Below are 13,562 nucleotides of genomic sequence, written 5' to 3' on the forward strand. Positions count from 1 at the left end.
GGGCAGGCCTCGTTCCGTGAGATAGCGCGCCAGCGTTTCCCAGGACTATCTTGAGGCGAGCGAACGTAGCGTCCAATGGCAACGCAGGGCTCCAGATGGCGCTCGCCGAGGCGTGGGATGCTATCCTTCTCGACCTTTCACTGCCGGGCATGGACGGGCTCACGCTTTGCCGCAGGCTGCGGGAACAGGCAGGCCGGGACACGCCCGTGCTTACGCTGACCGCGCCGGACGCGCTCGGCGACAAGCTCGCAGAGTTCGTGCACGGCGCCGACGACTATCTCGTCAGACCGTCGACCGCGCTGAACCTGGTCGTACTGCCGATGCTGGCATTGCGTTACGGGCGTTTCGCGTCCGACGAGGCGATCGAAACCGGACCCGCGGCTGCGTGAGCCGGTTCCGGCTGGCGTGTGCAACGTGCAATATTGGAGAGACTCCTTGCCCGGCTTGAATCGATTTCTCGACGAAAAGAGACTCCGCCTGGCGTTCGAAGTGAGCCTGTGGTTCAAGGCCGCTTTCGCACTTTCGGAAATCGTTGCGGGTATTGCCACGTACTTCGTTTCCCAGCAGCGCTTTCTGACGCTCGTGATGTGGGTCACCCGGGAAGAGTTCGCCGAAGATCCCCACGATCTCGTCGCCAATTTTCTTCTCCATTCGGTACAACATCTTTCCGTCGGCACCCAGAAGTTCGCGGCCATCTATCTGCTCGCCCACGGCGTGATCAAGCTGTGGCTGATTATTGGCCTGCTGCGGGAGAGACTCTGGTATTACCCTGTATCAATGACCGTTTTTGGTTTGTTCATCATCTATCAGCTCTACCGGTTTTCGTTCACGCATTCGATCTGGCTGCTGCTCGTTACGGCGTTAGACGGCGTCATTCTTGCTCTCACGTGGCACGAGTACCGGTATCTACGAAGCGCCCGCAAGATCGTCATCGCGCGTTCGTGACGGCGTCCGCTCAGGCGCCCCTACCCTCGCCAAATTCCGTTTCACGGCTGCCGGCGCGCGAAAACTTTGGATGGTTTTACTGCAAGAACTGAAGTCACATATGGAAGCCCATTTATGCAAGCCATTGAAACATTGAATCGAACCGTATTTCTGGCACTCAACGCTTCGCCTGCAACGCCGGAATGGCTAATTGCCGCGGGCGTGCTCATCGCGAACTATGCGATTCTCCTGGTTCCAGTCCTTCTCGTGAGCCTGTGGCTGGCAGGCGGGGACGAGCGGCGAGCGCTTGCCGTGCGCGCATGCCTCGTCGGCCTGCTTGCGCTGGGCATCAACCAGGTTATCGGAATCGCGTGGTACCACCCTCGCCCATTCGCAATCGGGGTCGGTCACACGTTCCTCGCGCATGCGCCTGACTCGTCATTTCCGAGCGATCACGCCACCCTGCTTTCCGCGATCTCGTTCACGCTACTCTCTGCCGGAAAGCGCCGAACTGGATTGCTCGTACTGTCCGTCGATATCGCAGTTGCGTGGGCCCGCGTGTTCATTGGCGTGCACTGGCCGTTTGACATGGTTGGGGCGGTGATTGTCGCCTCGCTGGCGTGCATGCTCGGCAGTACGTTGTGGCGTTTCGGCGGCATGACCGTGACCCGCGCACTGATCACGGTTTACAGGAAAGCGCTCGCCATGACGATTGGTGAACGATGGCTTCGGCCGTAGTTGATACGCGCCATTGAAAACGCCGGTTGCCAATCGACGCAAACATGCGCCGGCATTTTCCCGGCGATACCGGGCGATCGGCGCTATCCGCCTCACTGCAAAAACCGCTTGACCTTCCCATTGTGGAAAGCTTCATTGTTAAAGCGTTCTTCGCACTGATGGAGGGAAAGATGGAATTCGAAGTGAAGGATATGTCCTGTGGAGGCTGTGCCCGCGCGATCACGCGCGCGGTCACCGGTATAGACCCTGCGGCCAGGCTCGATATCGATATTGCAGCCAAAATCGTGAAAATCGATTCCGTGCTGCCGCCGCAGCGGCTGGCCGCAGCCATCGAAGCGACCGGATTTCATCCAACGGTCAATTCGCCCTCGGCGGATTGACCGCCAAACCTCATTCTTTCAGAACTGGAGCTTTCGTATGCGAATTCCTTACTTCGCCCGATCGTTATTTGTGTGCGCCGGTATCGTCACGGGCATGATTGCGCTTCCCGTAGACGCTCAGGAGAGCAATTCAATGCCCGGGATGAAGATGTCCGCGCAGAATGACGCGGGAGCGAATGCGTCGACGCAAGGGTTCAAGGACGCAGACGAGAAGATGATGAAGGAGATGAGCGCGCCGCCCTACACCGGGAACGCCGACCAGGACTTTGTGGCTCACATGATTCCCCATCATCAGGGAGCAATCGACATGGCTAAGGTCGAGCTGAAATACGGTAAGGACCCGGAGCTGAAAAAGCTGGCGAAAAACATTATCAACGCCCAGCACGATGAAATCGGCTTCATGCAGCGGTGGCAGGAGAAGCACGGCGGCAAGTGATGCGGCACGGCCCGGCTCGTGGGCCGTCATCATTGCCGGGGGATTCCGTAGCCCCCGCGACGCAATGGGCACTCGGACTTCGCAATCTAATCGGGCACTGCCCCTGACGGTCTTCGCTCTTCCGTTAGCAGGGGCGGCCGTACGAACATGAAATAAAGGCCCATGAGGATAGTCGCAGCACCGACGGCCGCGAGAAGCCACGCGCACAGAGGCCGACGCACGGTCCCGCGCTTCGTGGTCACGGTATGCAACACCGTTGCCTCCCTGGGCAAGCAACGCTCCAACCGGGACAGACGCGACGGCCCGTCGTCAAGTCCGCGCGGTCCGTAGCCGTAGCGCGTTGCCGATGACAGAGACCGAGCTCAACGCCATTGCGGCACTGGCGATAATCGGGCTGAGCACAATCCCAAGCCACGGATAGAGCACACCAGCCGCAACCGGAATCCCCACGGCGTTGTAGGCAAATGCGAAGAACAGGTTCTGGCGGATGTTCTTCATCGTGGCAACGCTCAACGCACGGGCGCGCGCGATGCCGCGCAGGTCTCCCTTGACGAGAACGACGCGGGCGCTGTTCATGGCCACGTCCGTTCCTGTTCCCATCGCGATGCCAACATTTGCCTGCGCGAGCGCAGGCGCGTCGTTCACACCGTCTCCGGCCATGGCGACGACGTGTCCCTGCGCCTGAAGCTCCTGCACATGCTTGTACTTGTCTTCAGGCAGCACACCGGCCCTGACGCCATCGAGCGCGAGCGCCTTTGCCACGGCGTTCGCGGTGACGGGATTGTCGCCGGTAAGCATGACAATGCGCACGCCGGACGCTTTCAGCAGGCGCACGGCATCCGGTGTCGTGCCTTTCACGGGGTCCGCCACGCCGATGTAGCCAGCCAGTTCGCTGTCTATCGCGACATACATGACCGTTTGCCCCGCATCGCGCAGCTCGTCGGTATTTTCTTCGATCGACGAGCAGTTGATTTTCATCTCCTCCATCAGGCGCACATTGCCCAGCGATACCACGTGCCCTTCGATTTTTCCGGTCACGCCTTTGCCGGGAACCGAGTCGAAATCTTCTACGTGATTCGTGCCCGTTCCCGCTTCCTTCGCGTGCGTGATGATGGCCTGCGCGAGAGGGTGCTCGCTCGCACCTTCGAGACTCGCGGCGTATCCAAGCACCTGGGATCCGGAGCGGCCATCGAGCGCAACGACCGTCTGCACGCGCGGTTTGCCCTCCGTGAGGGTTCCGGTCTTGTCGACCACGACGGTGTCGACCTTCTCCATCAACTCCAGGGCTTCCGCGTCCTTGATGAGCACGCCTTCGCCGGCGCCACGTCCCACCCCGACGATGATGGATACAGGTGTAGCGAGGCCGAGCGCGCACGGGCAGGCGATGATGAGCACGCTGATGGCAACGACCAGTGCGTTTGCCAGCGCGGGCGCAGGACCGGCCACGGCCCAGACGACAAAAGAAGCGGCCGCAAGGCCAATGACTGCGAGCACGAACCACCCTGAGACCTGGTCGGCGAGTTTCTGGATAGGCGCACGCGAGCGCCCAGCCTCCGCGACCATCTGCACGATCCTCGCGAGCAGCGTGTCGGAGCCAACCTTCTCCGCGCGCATCAGGAACGTTCCGGTCTGGTTGACGGTTGCGCCGGTCACCTTGCTGCCCGCGACCTTCTCGGCGGGAATCGGTTCGCCGGTAATCATTGACTCGTCGACGCTCGACCGCCCATCAACCACCACGCCATCGACGGGTATCTTCGAACCCGGCTTGACGCGAAGGGTGTCGCCCACGGTGACGTCTTCGAGCCGCACAATATCTTCCGTGCCGTCGGGCCGGACACGAACGGCCGTGTGCGGGGCAAGCTGAAGCAGGTCACGGATGGCGCTCGACGTGCGTGAACGTGCGCGAAGTTCGAGCACCTGCCCAAGCAGCACGAGGGTCACGATTACCGCAGCAGCCTCGAAATACAGCGGCAGTTCGTTCCCGCTTCTGAACGCTTGCGGTAGCGTGCCGGGGAAGAAAAGTGCGAATACGCTGAACGCGTAGGCAGCAGCGACGCCCAGGCCGATGAGACTGAACATGTTCAGCCGCCGCGTGACAAACGACTTCCAGCCGCGTTGCAGAAACGGCCAGCCGGCCCATAACACCACGGGGGTAGCAAGCAACGCTTGAACGCACTGGGCCCATGACGCCTGTATCCAGTGGGGCAATGGCCACGCGCCGAAAAGATGTTCGAGTCCCGCGTCGATATCGAAGGGCAAAACCATTTTGCCCATCGTCATGAGAAGCAGCGGAATCGACAGCGCGAGACTCACCCAGAAACGTCGCGTCATCGATTCCAGTTCGACGTTTCGTTCTTCCGTCGCCGCAGGGGTAACCGGCTCCAGGGCCATACCGCAGATGGGGCATGCCTCCGGGGCCGAGGCACGAATTTGCGGATGCATTGGGCACGTGTAGATGACACCGGAACCTGGCTCGCGGACGCGACTGTTCTTTTTCTCCGTCGGATCAAGGTATCTATCCGGTTCAGCCTGAAATGTCCCCAGGCACTTGATGCTGCAGAAGTAATATGTCTGGTCTCGGTGGGTGAGGTGATTTGCCGAATCCGTTGTGACCTTCATTCCGCATACCGGATCAAGGGCTTCGGATACGCCTTGCGTGGCGACGGCGTGTTCGTCCACGGGCTCGACTCTGGCGTGGGCATGGGTATGCAGGTCTGACATCGTGAAGGCTCCCGGAATGACTCAATGCACGTGTACCGCGTCATCCCCCGATAATCTGGGAATAAAGCGCGGCGTGCGCGCGGCGTACTCTCGCCAGGCCTCGCCGAACTGCTCTTCGGCTTCCTGCTCCTCCTGCATGGCCAGCTTCACGTACATGAAGACCAGCACCGGGAACATCACGAGCGTCACGAGCGTCGGCCACTGGAGCAGAAACCCGAACATGATGACGACAAAGGCGGCGTACTGCGGGTGCCGAATCCTGGCATAGGGTCCGCAGGTCGCCAGCTTTCCGCTGCGCTGCGCGTCATATAGCACGTGCCAGGCCTTCGCCAGCAGGTAAAAGCCACCGAAGATGAAGGCGAGGCTTAGCAGATGCGGGAGAGCGAAATGTGGATTGCCGTGCCGGCCCGTCATCATCCACCAGAGGTGCCCGGAATCATGCGAAAACAGGTCGGTTTGCGGAAATCGGGATTGGAGCCACCCCGAGAGCAGGTAAACGGTGAGCGGGAACCCGTACATCTCCGCAAACAGGGCGACGATGAACGCGGAGAATCCGCCGAACGTGCGCCAGTCCCGCTTCGTCGAAGGCTTGAAAAAGCTGAAGGCAAAAATGATGAAGACGAGGGAATTGACAACAACCAGTCCCCACAGGCCGTATCCGCTAGCGGAATGAATCATGGCCGTCTCCTGATTGCTCCCGGTCGGCACTGTCCCGGTGCGAATGTTGCCCATGGCCATGGCCGTGGTGCATGAAGAGATGCATCAATGGGCATGAGAGCAGCAGCAGATAAGGGATCACACCGAGGAAGTGGGCACGATGCTCGGAAAACATCAGAAAGACCGCGATTAAACCAAAGACGGTCATCGCAATTGCCGCCCGTGACTTCCAGAAAGGGCGTGCGCCGTGTGGAACCTCGTCCATCAGAAATTCTCCGAAGTGAATTTACGTGACCAGCAGGACCCAGACACTGATATCACGCCGTGCGGCGCGCATCGCCACCAGTCATGTGCTGCCGCTGACGCAACTGCTCTGGCGCGAGCTTTTATGTCCTGCAGCCATATTGGAAATGTCTTCCTCAAGCTACCGGCTACGCGGCAGAAGATATTGATGCAAGTCAACGGCTTGACATCGAAAGGGGACAGATTGCCACCGTGTCGAGATGAGCGTCGCGTCCAATGCGAAACGGAGACGCTCATTGACCTGCATCAAAAGGGGCGGATGCCGGCCGCGTAACGTGAAGATCCTGGTCTGAGCGTGCGAGTGAGTGGCAGCTTGTCTGTGCCCTTTCGCGTCGCGCTCGTCAGCTCCTTGCGGATTGGAAAAATGGTGACACGCACGCTCAGGAATTTGCTCCTGCTGGCTATCGTTCTCGGGCTGTCTGGTTGCGGCTACAACACCATCCAGACCCAGGACGAACAGGTTACGGCAAGCTGGTCGGAAGTGCTGAATCAGTATCAACGCCGCGCAGACCTCGTGCCAAACCTCGTCAGCACGGTCAAGGGGTACGCGAATCATGAAAGAGACGTGCTCACGCGTGTGACCGAAGCTCGCGCACAGGTGGGTTCGATCAAAGCAACGCCGGAACTGCTTTCGAACCCGCAAGCCTTCGCCGAATTTGAGGCTGCACAGGGGCAGCTGACTTCGTCCCTGTCGAGGTTGCTGGTGGTCTCCGAGAACTACCCACAACTGAAAGCCGACGCGAACTTCCGGGATTTACAGGCGCAGCTCGAAGGGACGGAAAACCGCATTGCCGTCGCGAGGAATCGCTATATCCGGGCCGTTCAGGCTTACAACACAACGGTACGGTCATTCCCGTCCAACCTGACGGCAAAGGCCTTCGGTTTTCAGGAAAAACCCAGCTTCTCGGTCAGTAACGAAGCCGAGGTTTCGAAAGCGCCGCGCGTGGATTTCGGGACGCCGCCGGCGTCAGCGGGCGGGGTGTCCAATTGAACGTCGTGCGCGTGGCGATTGCACTCATCGTCGCACTCTTCTCGTTTGTCAGCGCTGAAGTTCAGGCCGATGTCGCTGTGCCTGTCTTGACGGCAAGGGTGACAGACGAGACAGGCACGCTCACGGACGAGCAAAGGGCGACCCTCGAGCAGACGCTGAAGGATTTCGAGGCCAAAAAGGGCGCACAGATTTCCGTCCTCATCGTTTCGACGACGCAGCCGGAGACTATCGAACAGTATTCGATACGCGTCGTCGAGCAATGGAAGCTTGGCCGCAAGAATGTCGACGACGGCGTTCTGCTGATTGTCGCGAAAAACGACCGGACACTGCGTATCGAAGTCGGATATGGCCTCGAAGGGGTGCTCACCGACGCCACGAGCAACCGCATAATCGACGAAACGATTGTTCCGCAATTCAGGCGGGCGGATTTCTACGGCGGCATCTCGTCCGGCGTCGAAAGCATCATGCGTGTTGTCGACGGCGAGCCATTGCCTGCACCGCCAGAACGAAGTTCTGGCGGTTCCAGGGGGTTGCTGCCGATACTCTTCATGCTGACCGTCATCGCAGGCGGCATACTGCGCACGATATTCGGCAGGCTGCCAGGCGCAATCGTCACGGGCGGACTGATCGGGTTGCTGGCGTGGCTCCTGTCTGGCGCCTTCCTCGTTGCCGTCGCTGCGGGTGCGATTGCATTGATGTTCACGCTTCTGGGTAGCGGAATGGGCGCCTATGTCGGCGGCCGGTTCATCGGCGGTGGGTCCGGCAGATTCGGTGGCGGTTCAAATCGCGACATCTTTCGGGGCGGCGGTGGCGGATTCGGCGGCGGCGGCGCATCAGGCAGGTGGTAATCATGGACTCGAAGCGACTTTTCAGACACCTCTTCATGACCCGTTGGCACGTCAATGCAGCCTTCCCCCGCCGTTCGCTTCATGCCATCGAGAAGGCAGTGCAGAAAAGCCATCAGGCGCACATTGGCCAGGTCAGGTTCGCGGTCGAGGGGGCATTACACAGCGCTGCGCTTTTCAAAGGGGTGTCTGCCCGCGAGCGGGCAATTGATATCTTCTCCCAGCTCCGCGTGTGGGATACCGAGTACAACAATGGCGTGCTTATCTATCTTCTCCTTGCTGACAGGGATGTGGAAATCATTGCGGACCGCGGTATTCACGCGAAAGTAGATAGCAGCGAGTGGGAGGCAATCTGTCGTGCGATGGAAGCAGCATTTCGACAGGATGCGTACCAGTCCGGCGTCCTGCGAGGTATAGAGCAGGTTACCCAACTTCTCGCGAAGCATTTTCCGGCTCACTGCCCTCCCCGCGACGAGTTGCCGAGTTCGCCGGTCGTCATGTGATGCCCCGATACCGAGGACAAGTCGCATTCACGCGGTGATCGGTGCACGAATCGCTCGCGGGCTCACCAGGTCGCAGCATGCTCCGGCGCAGTCCCGCGGACCCCTGCGCGCCGGCCCGCGACCATTTCCATCAGCCAGTTCACGACAAGCGCGGTATAGGCCCGCTGGCTGGGATCGTCCGATAGCCCATGGTCGGCGCCTTCGATGATCCGGTACGTGAGCGAGTGCGCCTGCAAAAAGGCCTGCAGATAGCTGGCGATCACGGTGTGCGGCACGATCTCGTCATGCTCTGATTCGACGAGCAGCACATCTCCACCAAAGCGGGCCGCCGCGCGCAACGCGCGATTGTCCGACGATGGCACGATGCGTTTGCGATACGCGACGAGATCATGCTCGACGTGCAGGGCGCGCTTCGGCGTGTGCCATCCTTCGTCGAGGTAGAGCGCCGGTACGCGCAGACCCAGCCAACGCACGGGGCGAAGTTCCGTCAGGATCGCTGCGAGATAGCCCCCGTAGCTGCTGCCGATCACAGCAACCGCATCGCGATCGACCAACGGATGGTCAACGAGCGCGTCGTAGGCGGCAAGCAGGTCCTGCAGATTGGTTTCCCGCGTCACCTTTTGCTGTTCATCGAGCGTACGTCCATGTCCCGTCAGATCGAAGGTCAGGCAGACGCAGCCGAATGCCGCCGTTTGCCGGGCGCGCTCGAGATACTGCTCCTGATTGCCGCCCCAGCCGTGCACGAAAAGAACGCCCGGCACCGTTGTCTTCGGTGCGAGCAGGGTCCCGTCGAGGTAGCCGTTCTCGACCTTGATCTGCACGCCATAACGTTCCGCTGTCATTTTCCGCTGCTCCGTTGCAAGGTATGGCGATCCACCGTGTAGTACTTCGTGATGGCGCCCGCGTGCGCATCGACGCCTCGATAGATGATGCAGGCGCCGTCGGGCACCTGTACGTCGTCTCCGTAGAGCTCACGTGTCGAGGCGCGCACCGCACATACCTGAGGGTACGCCCTGAACACGTGTAACGCGCCGAGCTCCGCGCCCGTTGCGCCGCCGACCCGCCACGACTGCTCGAGCACGCCGCAATGGCGCACGCCCTGCGCATCGATGCCCCAGGCGACGTCGTAGTTGCGTCTCGATGCGAAATAGCCGGCGTAGTCGTTTTGCACGGCGGCATCGAATGCGCGCGCCTTGCTGATCGCCTCACGGATATCGCTTGTGACCTCGAGTTGCGCAAGCATGTCGAAGCCGCCATGCACGACCACCAGGTCTGTGCCGCCATATACATGGTGGCCATGGTTGTTGAGCGTCAGATGCTGCACGCCATAGTAGCTCGCGACCAGATCGTCGAGCGTCACCTGGCCGACGCTCAACGTTTCAATGTCGTCCAGATGCCGTTCGACGACAATGCCTTCCGCTGCAAGCGCCTCGCCGCCGAGCGCGTCGAGTTCCGCATTCAGTTCATCCATATTGGCGACCAGTGCCTGTCCCGCTCCGCCGATCCCACAGGGCCGCTTGACCCGCACACGGCCCTGCGCCCAGAGCCTGCGCGCCGCGTTGCAGGCATCGTCGCGCGAAAACGCGGAATAGCCCGGCAACACCAGCGAAGCAATGTGTTCGCCGAATGCGCGCGACCAGCCAGGCGGCGAAGCCTGCGCGTCGTCGGGCAGCGCGTGTGCGATCAGCTTCGTCGCGACGAACGGAAACGGCACGACGCCGCCGAACAGATCGCGCACGGATCGTACCCCGAGCTTGCGCGCTTGCGTCAGCGTCAGCGTGTCCTCCGGGACCAGATAGCGATGCGCGGGATAGGCATCGCTCTCATTGAACTCGCCCGCAAGCGTCGTGCCCTTCAGTTCGGCGATCTGCCTCGCGAGCGCCCAAAGCGTATCGACCTCGTGACCGGTCCGATCCCTCGTGCGTGACCCACGATAGACGAGGACAACGGGCAGCGCTGGCTTCGCCGGCGATAAACGCGCCTTCATGTCGTCCTCCCCGCGCCGTGGCGCAATCGTCTCATATTGACACAGAGTCAGACTGTATTTCAGCCATGGAAGACATCACCCGGGCGCCATCACGCGCAGCACCGGGTGTCCGTCAACGTTCTTCAGCGGGAAATATGAACGGTGTGTCGCGGGGTCGACAGCGACCACGTGCGCGTTCGGTCCGAGCCGCCCTTCGCCGACGTTGGCTACACGCGGGCCCTTGACACTGAAAACCGAAACCACGCCCGCTTCCCCGGCCACATAGAGTCTGCCCGGTGCCGGATCGAACGCGAGTACGTCCGGGTCCTTGCCGATGTCAAACGACTGGACCACCCGCCGTGCTGCCATGTCGAACACGAGCAGCTTGTCGTTGCCCTGACAGGCAACGAACGCGAGGCTATCCCGCGAATCGACCAGCAGTCCATGGTTGTCGTCGGCTCCCTGGAGGGCAAAGCGGGCAACGATCCTGTCGACCGTCGGGTCGATTTCTGCGAGTTCGTTGCGTGACTGCACGTTGACGAAGATGTGACGTGATTGCGCATCGTATTGCGTGTTGCCAACCTCGCCACCAAGCGGAATCGTCGCGACACGCTGGTTGGTCCGGACATCCACGACGGTTTCCGTGCTACCGGTCTCGTCAGATACGTAGAGCTTGTGCACCTCGGGCGCGTAAGCCATCCCGTCAGGATAGTGTCCGCCAGGCATGCGCGCGACGACTTTGAATGTTGCTTCATCGATGGCCACGATCTCGTCCGTTCCCGTAGCCGAGGCATACACGCGCGATATTTCGGGAATTGCAAGTACGCCATGCACGGATGAAACGTCAGGAATCCGTGCGACCACGCGCGATCTGTTCACATCCACGGCAATCACCTCTCCGTCGCCGAGGTGCGCGATGAACAGCAGATGGCGATCGGGATCGTAGCTTGCGTAGTCAAGCCGCGTGGCGCGACCTGGCAGCGGGATATCTGCGACGTGCGTCAGTGGGAGATTGTTGACCTCCTGCCCGGCAGCGGGCGGAATCATATGCACCAGAACGCCCAAGGCTGTACACAGACCGAGGAGGACGAGGTACAACAAGACCGCCGGGCGCAAACGCCACTGTTGCAAGGTTTTCATGAATGCCTCCTGCGGCGCGACTGCCACCACTACGCGCATGGCGGTGCGATGGCGTCGCGCACAAATGGCCGCGCAGCGCGTCAATGCGCGATCGCGGCCTGCGCGTCCAGAGCCGCCTTGACACCTCTGGCCAGGTCGACGCCGATGACATCAGAAATTCCTCCTCGGACAGGGTGCACGAGTACGCAGCAATTTTTTGTTCTTTCGAAAACTGCGCTCCGGCTGGTCTCCTCACGCCTGCGTTGCAGGAATGAATTTCGATCATCGTTCTCAGCGATCCGGCTTGACGTGGCGGAACAGGAAAAGCAGCGACAGGTCATAGGCGATCTTGAGGGCGCCGCACGCGACAAGCGGTGCGCCGAGCCAGCCGATGCCGATAAGGCCGCCCGCCAGAGACGGTGCCAGTGAGGCAGCGAGGCTTCGCGGTACCGAAGTGAAGCTCGCAGCGGCGGGCCGCTCGGCCGGCGTGACGACAGCCATCACGTAGGCGGTGCGCGTAGGAACGTCCATCTGGGACAATGCGCTGCGCGCAAGCAGCAGCGCCAGCGTCATCGGCAACGAAGCGGCAAAGGCCGCGGCGATCAGGCACAGGCTGGCCGGGATATGCGTGAACACCATTGTGTTCAGCAACCCGATCTTGCTGGCGAGTGGCGGTGCGGCGAGCTGGGAGAGCGCGGTGAGCAGCCCCGCCCAGAAAAAGAACTGGCCTGTCGCACCGACTGACAGGCCGAAGCGTTGCATGAGCCAGAGTGACATCAAGGCATTGACGACCATGCCGCCGGCAAACGCATCGACGCTGAACAGCAACGCGAGACGCGTCACGATGCGCCGTGACTCACCGAGCGGTGCGCCCGGGCCGGAAGGCTGTGCACCGGAAGGCGGCAGGCGACGATAGAGCAGCCAGATCGCACCGCCCGTCACCGCATACACGATGAACATCGTACGCATGGCAGTCAGTTCCGCCATGTGTGCGTGTGCTACGAGCCATGCGGGCACGCCCGCTGCGAGTGAACCGACCGCTGCCGAAACGGCACCGACCAGGCTGTAGCGGGCGAATAGCGCCGTTCGTGCATCTCCCGTCGCCATCCCCGCAAGCCGCGATTGTTCGAGGGGGAGAAAAAGACTGACGTCGCCCGAGCTCGGGTTGAGCGTTCCGACAAAGGCAACGATGAGCAGCGGCAGCAGCGACGATAACCCCGCAAAGCCGAGGCCGGTCGCGACCATCAGTGCCGCGGCAAATATAAACATCCGCCGTGCCGCGAAGCGATTGGCAAGCACACCGACTGCGATCGTGGCAACAGCGGAGCCGACCAGCGTCGCGGTGCTGATCAGGCCGACATCGACCTTGGCGAACCCGAGCGCGAGCAGCCAGGCGGGTAACAGCACCGCGATGAAACCGTCACAGAAGCCCCGCAGTCCTCGGCTTACCAGCAGCAGCCGCGCCGCGCGGTCAGCGCCCGCTGGCAACACCCGTCTTGACATCCGGGCTGCCAGCGAAAGAGAGCGACCTTCCTCACGTGCGTTCATTGCTGCTCTTGCACCACGCATACAGCGCGTCGTAGACGATCATGCCCTGCTGCAACTGCTCATGATCGTCGGTGAAGTTGCGCGACAGGCCAATCGAGATGGCGTAGAGCCCGGTCGCCTCTGGCGCCAGATCGAGCCGCCCGGTATCGGCGCCCCGCACGATGCTGGCGAGCCTGATCAGCGCGGGTTCGTCCAGTTGATATTTCCGCAGGAAGGCATCGAAGCTGCAGAGTTCGCCGTGGTGACCGAGCTCGACGTCCGGCACGTCGAAGGGAATCGCCCCAGTCTGCTGAGCGAGGCGCTTGACCTCGTCGCGAGGCACGTAGAGGAACTCTGGTTCCTTGTCGATGAAACGGGCAATCAGCCACGGGCAGGCAATACGGTCGATTTTGGGCCGTTCGCGCGTAATCCATTTCATAACGCCTCCTCCC

15 protein-coding genes and 1 pseudogene are annotated in these 13,562 nt (G+C 61.2%); 8 read left to right on the forward strand and 8 right to left on the reverse strand.

What is annotated here, in order from left to right; all coding sequences use genetic code 11:
* Window positions 1-62 precede the first annotated feature (62 nt).
* The 5 genes and pseudogenes from VSR34_RS07350 to VSR34_RS07370 all read left to right on the forward strand — a co-directional run.
* Window positions 63-389 (forward strand): annotated as a pseudogene (locus tag VSR34_RS07350) (response regulator); the annotation flags it as partial.
* 46 nt (window positions 390-435) lie between these two features.
* Entirely contained in the window at window positions 436-945 is a 510-nt protein-coding gene (locus VSR34_RS07355) for a DUF2127 domain-containing protein (protein WP_342962221.1), read from the forward strand.
* 114 nt (window positions 946-1,059) lie between these two features.
* Window positions 1,060-1,662 (forward strand): phosphatase PAP2 family protein, encoded by a 603-nt coding sequence (locus tag VSR34_RS07360; RefSeq protein ID WP_028215662.1) that lies wholly within the window; start codon window positions 1,060-1,062, stop codon window positions 1,660-1,662.
* 170 nt (window positions 1,663-1,832) lie between these two features.
* Window positions 1,833-2,042, forward strand: coding sequence for a heavy-metal-associated domain-containing protein (locus tag VSR34_RS07365; protein ID WP_342962254.1), 210 nt, complete (start codon window positions 1,833-1,835; stop codon window positions 2,040-2,042).
* 37 nt (window positions 2,043-2,079) lie between these two features.
* Window positions 2,080-2,478, forward strand: coding sequence for a DUF305 domain-containing protein (locus tag VSR34_RS07370; RefSeq protein WP_028215660.1), 399 nt, complete (start codon window positions 2,080-2,082; stop codon window positions 2,476-2,478).
* A 309-nt stretch (window positions 2,479-2,787) separates the two neighbouring features.
* Here VSR34_RS07370 and VSR34_RS07375 read toward each other — a convergent pair whose 3' ends face one another.
* Genes VSR34_RS07375 through VSR34_RS07385 form a run of 3 tightly spaced genes read right to left on the reverse strand, consistent with a single transcriptional unit; the run spans window position 2,788 to window position 6,121 of the window.
* Window positions 2,788-5,199 (reverse strand): heavy metal translocating P-type ATPase, encoded by a 2,412-nt coding sequence (locus tag VSR34_RS07375; RefSeq protein WP_342962222.1) that lies wholly within the window; start codon window positions 5,197-5,199, stop codon window positions 2,788-2,790.
* A 21-nt stretch (window positions 5,200-5,220) separates the two neighbouring features.
* Complete coding sequence (locus VSR34_RS07380) at window positions 5,221-5,877, reverse strand: isoprenylcysteine carboxylmethyltransferase family protein (protein ID WP_028229854.1); 657 nt, start codon at window positions 5,875-5,877, stop codon at window positions 5,221-5,223.
* Entirely contained in the window at window positions 5,861-6,121 is a 261-nt protein-coding gene (locus tag VSR34_RS07385) for a DUF2933 domain-containing protein (RefSeq protein WP_342962223.1), read from the reverse strand. Before VSR34_RS07385 ends, VSR34_RS07380 begins: the two co-directional genes overlap by 17 nt.
* A 402-nt stretch (window positions 6,122-6,523) precedes the next feature.
* Here VSR34_RS07385 and VSR34_RS07390 point away from each other — a divergent pair, with 402 nt between their 5' ends.
* The 3 genes from VSR34_RS07390 to VSR34_RS07400 are packed head-to-tail and all read left to right on the forward strand — an operon-like array spanning window position 6,524 to window position 8,498.
* Window positions 6,524-7,150 carry a LemA family protein gene (locus VSR34_RS07390; protein WP_042287984.1) on the forward strand — a complete coding sequence of 209 codons (627 nt, stop codon included), beginning with the start codon at window positions 6,524-6,526 and terminating at the stop codon, window positions 7,148-7,150.
* Complete coding sequence (locus VSR34_RS07395; RefSeq protein ID WP_342962224.1) at window positions 7,147-7,998, forward strand: YgcG family protein; 852 nt, start codon at window positions 7,147-7,149, stop codon at window positions 7,996-7,998. Before VSR34_RS07390 ends, VSR34_RS07395 begins: the two co-directional genes overlap by 4 nt.
* 2 nt (window positions 7,999-8,000) lie before the next feature.
* Window positions 8,001-8,498: a TPM domain-containing protein gene (locus tag VSR34_RS07400; RefSeq protein WP_028215727.1), complete on the forward strand. Its 498-nt coding sequence runs from the start codon at window positions 8,001-8,003 to the stop codon at window positions 8,496-8,498.
* A 62-nt stretch (window positions 8,499-8,560) separates the two neighbouring features.
* Here the strand turns inward: VSR34_RS07400 and VSR34_RS07405 are convergent, their stop codons facing one another.
* From VSR34_RS07405 to VSR34_RS07425, 5 genes are all read right to left on the reverse strand, one after another.
* The gene (locus VSR34_RS07405; protein WP_028229850.1) at window positions 8,561-9,340 is read right to left on the reverse strand and encodes an alpha/beta fold hydrolase; all 780 of its coding nucleotides are present in this window, start codon (window positions 9,338-9,340) and stop codon (window positions 8,561-8,563) included.
* Complete coding sequence (locus VSR34_RS07410) at window positions 9,337-10,485, reverse strand: DUF3182 family protein (protein WP_342962225.1); 1,149 nt, start codon at window positions 10,483-10,485, stop codon at window positions 9,337-9,339. Before VSR34_RS07410 ends, VSR34_RS07405 begins: the two co-directional genes overlap by 4 nt.
* Window positions 10,486-10,560: 75 nt before the next feature.
* The gene (locus VSR34_RS07415; RefSeq protein WP_342962255.1) at window positions 10,561-11,511 is read right to left on the reverse strand and encodes a YncE family protein; all 951 of its coding nucleotides are present in this window, start codon (window positions 11,509-11,511) and stop codon (window positions 10,561-10,563) included.
* A 363-nt stretch (window positions 11,512-11,874) separates the two neighbouring features.
* Entirely contained in the window at window positions 11,875-13,131 is a 1,257-nt protein-coding gene (locus VSR34_RS07420) for an MFS transporter (RefSeq protein WP_342962226.1), read from the reverse strand.
* Window positions 13,118-13,549 carry a chromate resistance protein ChrB domain-containing protein gene (locus VSR34_RS07425; protein WP_028211001.1) on the reverse strand — a complete coding sequence of 144 codons (432 nt, stop codon included), beginning with the start codon at window positions 13,547-13,549 and terminating at the stop codon, window positions 13,118-13,120. The genes VSR34_RS07420 and VSR34_RS07425 overlap by 14 nt, the downstream gene beginning before the upstream one ends.
* Between the last annotated feature and the right edge of the window lie 13 nt (window positions 13,550-13,562).

Origin of the sequence: Paraburkholderia sp. JHI2823, from assembly GCF_038900695.1 — a bacterium.
GTDB classification, from domain to species: Bacteria; Pseudomonadota; Gammaproteobacteria; order Burkholderiales; family Burkholderiaceae; genus Paraburkholderia; species Paraburkholderia mimosarum.